The organism is Bacteroides caecigallinarum, assembly GCF_016902295.1.
GTDB lineage: Bacteria > Bacteroidota > Bacteroidia > Bacteroidales > Bacteroidaceae > Phocaeicola > Phocaeicola caecigallinarum_A.
Genome location: NZ_JACJLQ010000066.1, coordinates 1 through 5,794 on the forward strand (window position 1 = coordinate 1; position 5,794 = coordinate 5,794).

At 33.1% G+C, this 5,794-nt stretch carries 5 protein-coding genes; all 5 read left to right on the forward strand.

The window, feature by feature from the left end:
* The first annotated feature begins 479 nt into the window (after positions 1-479).
* Positions 480-1,223: a glycosyltransferase family 2 protein gene (locus tag H6A27_RS13720; protein ID WP_204509089.1), complete on the forward strand. Its 744-nt coding sequence runs from the start codon at positions 480-482 to the stop codon at positions 1,221-1,223.
* 767 nt (positions 1,224-1,990) lie between these two features.
* Positions 1,991-2,206 carry a hypothetical protein gene (locus H6A27_RS15835; protein WP_239469699.1) on the forward strand — a complete coding sequence of 72 codons (216 nt, stop codon included), beginning with the start codon at positions 1,991-1,993 and terminating at the stop codon, positions 2,204-2,206.
* A 365-nt stretch (positions 2,207-2,571) separates the two neighbouring features.
* Positions 2,572-3,168 carry an acyltransferase gene (locus H6A27_RS13730; protein ID WP_204509090.1) on the forward strand — a complete coding sequence of 199 codons (597 nt, stop codon included), beginning with the start codon at positions 2,572-2,574 and terminating at the stop codon, positions 3,166-3,168.
* A gap of 195 nt (positions 3,169-3,363) precedes the next feature.
* Positions 3,364-4,482, forward strand: coding sequence for a glycosyltransferase family 4 protein (locus H6A27_RS13735; protein ID WP_204509091.1), 1,119 nt, complete (start codon positions 3,364-3,366; stop codon positions 4,480-4,482).
* A 104-nt stretch (positions 4,483-4,586) separates the two neighbouring features.
* Positions 4,587-5,645 (forward strand): NAD-dependent epimerase/dehydratase family protein, encoded by a 1,059-nt coding sequence (locus tag H6A27_RS13740; RefSeq protein WP_204509092.1) that lies wholly within the window; start codon positions 4,587-4,589, stop codon positions 5,643-5,645.
* Positions 5,646-5,794 lie beyond the last annotated feature (149 nt).

Consider the following 5,794-nt stretch of genomic DNA (forward strand, 5'->3'; position numbering starts at 1 on the left):
TACGATATTTGTCTATTAAAAGTTTGGGCATCTTTAATTTACTAAATATCAACAACATGCACAACTTTTTATTCATAAATCTTTTATCAATTTAATTCCGCCAACGGGTAGCCTCTTTCCTCTGATATTCATACCATGGATACTGGCAATCACTTTTATAAAAAGAATTAGTATATATGAGGGAATTCTTTTAGATTATATGTTTATTATATTTATTATATCATTATCTTCATTAATTAATCGATATAAAATATTAGTGAAGTTTTTTAACTTCATCAGTATAGGCTCAATGGTTGCTTATCTGTTTCATAGACATTTTTATATGGTAGCAGTTGTTGCATGTAATCTACATAATTTATCAAATCTAAGAAATGCATCAATTCCTGTACCTATTGCTATATGCATTGTTATTCCTTTAATTTTTATAATATCTTACTTCATACAAAAAAAATATGATATGATTATAAAAAAGTTGAATTATGGTAACACCTAAAATATCTTTAATTACAATAACTTATAATAGCGAACTCCATCTTGAGGAAACGATTAATAGTGTCATTAATCAGCAATATGAGAACTTAGAATATCTCATTATTGATGGGGGATCTACAGATGGTACACAAAAAATAGTAGAACGATATAAGAATTATATCAACGTATTTGTATCTGAAAAAGATAAAGGTATCAGTGATGCTTTTAATAAAGGTATCAGTCGTTCAACTGGTGAAATTATTGGAATCATTAATTCTGATGATTTGCTAGAACCAGGCGCGTTAAAAGCAATTGCAAATTCTTATGATCCAACTATTGATATTTATAGTGGAAATGTTTTAGTTTGGAATGATCAAACTGACAAATATACAACTCATATTCCAGATTTAGAATTTAATCGCCTTAAACTGCAATACAATGTAGCTCATCCTGCACGTTTTATTAGAAAGTCGGCTTACGATAAATGGGGTTTATATGCACTTGACTTAAAATACAAAATGGATATAGACTTAATTGTTCGCTTTGCTAAAGCAGGGGCAAAATTTTGTCATATAAACCAGCCACTTGCACGTTTTAGAAAGGGTGGAACAACTTCGCAATCTATTTGGAAAAAACGTAATGACTTCTATTTGTTCATAACGCGAAACGGTTGGTCGGTAAGTTCATTCAGATACATTTGGAGTCTAGCAATAATTAGATATTATATAAAAAAGATGTTTAGACTAAACTAAAATAACAGACTATTGTTGCACCTATAAGCTTCCCAAATTGGCGTATTGACTATCATGACTCTTTCCCATACCTTCGTGCTAAACTTAAAACTCGAAAGATTATGTTTAGTGAAAAAGACTTTGAAAGACTCTGGTTTCTCTACAAAACCGAGGGCTAACCAAAAGGAGTGTCCATAAACTCGTTGTGTATTAGTAACAACATTCCTACACGGCATTCTATGACTAGTTCAAGAAGACACAGAAGAAGGTTGTATCTGTAGAGGTAGAGGGAAGTATCATAGTAACAATAAGAACCAGTGAGGACTTATGCATTCAGAAGACATACTTAGACTATCAGGGGCAGAAAACACTGGTAGATAAAGAAAGTAGAGCTTCATGACATGAGATACAAGAATCAACTAACACCCCTTGAAGGAATGGATCAAGAGCAGATAAAGAGGTTCGCCATGTTCCTGTCTGAGAAGAATCAGAACAAGAGCTAGTAACTTGATGAAATGATAGCACGACTTGATGAAATAGGAAAAGACCTGGAAGGAACCAACCGTAAGATTGTCTCCATTACAGATACCCTGCTTAAGCAAACAGCAAGGCAGAGAAGGTTGCCATTGAATACAAGTTCCGCGACAAGGAATACACAAAGCTTGAGAAAAAGCATAATACCCTTGTTGAGCGTCTTTCACTTATGAACAGCCCAACCTACGCTTCATCCAAAAGTTTCAAAGGAATTGACCGTAAAAAGGTCGTAAAAGGAAAGCATGATGGCAAGAATGAATAGAATAAGGATGTTAATACCTGCATGCAGGGGAATCATAAAACGTCTGTCGGATATGGACTGGAACACTTCTCAGCAGAACCTGCTGAACTGGACCGACAAAGGTGTCATACAGCTCAACAAGCTGATACCCACTCTCAAGAAGATTACCCTGCAAGACAGTGCCTTTTCTTCTCAGCAAATCCGGATGAGAACTGAAGCGAACTTATGAGCAAGGTCCTTAACTATCTGAAGAACTTCTGGAATCAGGCATGAGTCTCCTTCAGGGATTACTTCTGCAAGCTGCTTAGAGAATAAAATAAGGGAAAAACGGATTACGAAAGTCTTATTCCCATGACAATATGCAAATAATAATCGTTAAATTTAAATAAGGAAGGATGCGGTTCAGCAAATTTAATCAAGCAAGCTTGTTTATCTGCGTTCACCTTTCACTATCTTTGTGGACTCTTTTTTAGACGGGTACCTCCTTGGCGCCCGTCTAAAAGGGGATACACTAAAATTGGAAACTTATTTTACAGCCGATAAAATTGGAGTGTCGAAAAATAGAACGTTTACATAATTATATTTCATAAATATATGAACAATACAGATAATGTGCTAGAAAACACAACTTTAACATTTCGTATTCTTTACAAACTAAATTTGATGAGGGATTACCAAAAGCATGGTAATATAACATTCTGTGGTTTTCTATGGTACGTCCCTAAAACTTTTATTAAAAGAGCTTTATTTACTTATTCGGTAATGAACTACTTTTTTGAACCTATCAATAAGAAATTCATTAGGCCGTGGATATGGAAGAAACTTGGAGCACATCTTGGAAAAAATGTACATATAGGTCATTTTGTAGTTCCTGATTTTGGTAATACTGATAGAATATATATTGGTAACAATGTGGTGATTAGTAATGGTGTTAACATCTTATGCCATAAAAGAGATATAACTAATTATCATAAAGAAGATATGGCTACAAAGTTACCTTTTAAGTATGAAGATGTTGTGATAAAGGATAATGTGCAGATTGGACTAAATAGTACAATACTTCCTGGAGTAACAATAGGTAAGGGCTCTATCATTGGATCATGTTCACTCGTCACAAAAGATATACCAGACTGGAGTATCGCTGTTGGAAGTCCGGCAAAGGTAGTACGTTATATTACACCTAGTACTTAATTTAAATAATCCAATGGAAGATAAAAAAAATTAGGTAAACGAACGTTTACCGTAAATCCAAATATGATATATGAAAATTATAATTTTTTTTATAGTATAAAGATTGTGAGATATAATTCTTTTGTCATATATTTGTAAATAGTGATTTTTTTATCAGGAGATTTGCAGTATTTATTTTTTAATGCGAAATTATATATGAATAAACTATTTATTGTAGTTAATGTTGATAGTTTTTTTCTTTCACACAGGAAAGATATTGCATTAAGAGCAGTAAAAGAAGGATATGATGTTACAATCATTGCCAGTGATACAGGTAAATCAGAAGAAATAAAATCTTTAGGATTGAGATTTATTAACTTACCTATTAATAAAACGGGTACAAATATATTTCAGGAACTAAAAACTTTTAAGTTCCTCTATTCCCTTTTCAAAAAAGAAAAACCTCATATTGTTCATCTGGTTGGACTAAAAACTATATTATGGGGAGGACTGGCAGCCAGACTGAGAAAGATAAACGGACTTGTTACTGCAGTCAGCGGTCTTGGAGTTATGTTTTCTCCAGAATACAATCATGGGCTGATGTCTGAATGTATCTTGAAAATGATGAGATTTATTCATCATAGAAAAAACACATATTGTATTTTCCATAACACTGATGATTTAGATTTATTCGTAAGTAATGGAATAATTAATAGGGAACATTGTGTCAGAACAATGGGATCGGGAATAGATTTAAATGTTTTTAAATATGTAGAAAAACAAAAGGGCAACAAACTAAGAGTATTGTTTACTGCTAGAATGGTAGAAGACAAAGGTGTGCTAATTTTAATAGATGCGGCAAATATCCTGAGAGATAAATACTATGATAAAGTGGAATTCCTGTTGTGCGGTGGTCTGGAAACCAATCCTCTTGCCATTAAAAAAGAAACTTTAAATGAACTTTGCGACAATACATACATAAAATGGCTGGGCAAACGTAATGATATAAAGGTACTCCTAGAAAGTTCGGATATTTTCGCATTCCCATCATATTATAAAGAAGGATTACCAAAATCATGTATAGAGGCTGCAGCCATTGGAAGACCAATAATAACCTGTGACTCTACAGGATGCAGAGATACGGTTATTGATGGAAAAACAGGATTCCTTATACCGATAAAGGACAGTGCAACATTGGCAGATAAATTACAGATTCTATTCGAAGATGAAAATCTCAGAAAGGAAATGGGATATAATGCTAGAAAATTTGCGGAAGATAATTTTTCTATAGAAGATGTTATAAATGCTCATATAAAAATATACAATAGATTATAAAATTATATTTTAATAATGTCATAATAGCCACACGTTATGATGTGTGTCTTGATGATATTGCTAATAAAATTTATATAAGTAATATCTATAAGAAAAACTTAATTATGTTAGAGTATAATGTAAATTTAAAAGGAAAAACAGTTTTAGTTACTGGAGCTGCAGGCTTTATAGGTTCAAACTTAGTAAAACGTCTGTTCGATGAATTTGAAAATATCAAAATAATTGGTATTGACTCAATGACTGATTACTATGATGTGAATATTAAAAAAGAACGTCTGTCACATATTCAAACTCTTAATCGTGACTGGACATTCATAGAGGACAGTATTGCTAATCGTGATGCTGTGGAAAATATTTTCACTACTTATAAACCTGCTGTAGTGGTAAATCTTGCAGCTCAGGCCGGTGTTCGTTACTCTATAACAAATCCGGATTCTTATATAATGAGTAACATGTTCGGTTTTTACAATCTATTAGAGGCTTGCCGTCATCATGAAGTGGAACATCTAGTTTATGCTTCTTCTTCATCTGTGTATGGATCAAACAAGAAAGTTCCATACTCCACTGAAGACAAAGTAGATAACCCAGTGTCACTTTATGCAGCAACCAAAAAAAGTAATGAACTGATGGCTCATGCTTATTCAAAACTATACAATATACCTTCTACAGGATTGAGATTTTTCACTGTATATGGACCAGTAGGACGCCCAGACATGGCTTATTTTGGTTTCACAAACAAGCTTCATGAAGGAAAAACCATAGAAATATTCAATTATGGAAACTGCAAGAGGGATTTTACTTATATTGACGATATAGTAGAAGGAGTAGTAAGAGTTATGCAGCATGCTCCAGAAAAGCAAAATGGTGAAGACGGACTGCCTATTCCTCCATACAAGGTTTATAACATAGGTAATAACCAGCCAGAAAATTTGCTTGATTTTGTTCAGATTCTCCAAGAAGAATTGATTAATGCAGGTGTACTGCCTGAAGATTATGACTTTGAAGCTCATAAGAAACTTGTTCCAATGCAACCAGGTGATGTACCTGTGACATATGCTGATACAACTCCTCTTGAAGAGGATTTCGGATTCAAGCCTTCTACTTCTTTAAGGGATGGATTAAAAAGCTTTGCTCAATGGTATGCAGAGTATTATTGTAAATAAAATATTTAGAAATATAGTTCCTATGTTTAAAATCGGAAGCGACGGATAACATAAGATAGCACTAAAAAAGCTATACCATTATAGTTAACTTTGTATATAAGAGAAAAACAATATTAACCAATAACGATATAGCTTATGAAGTGTGTACA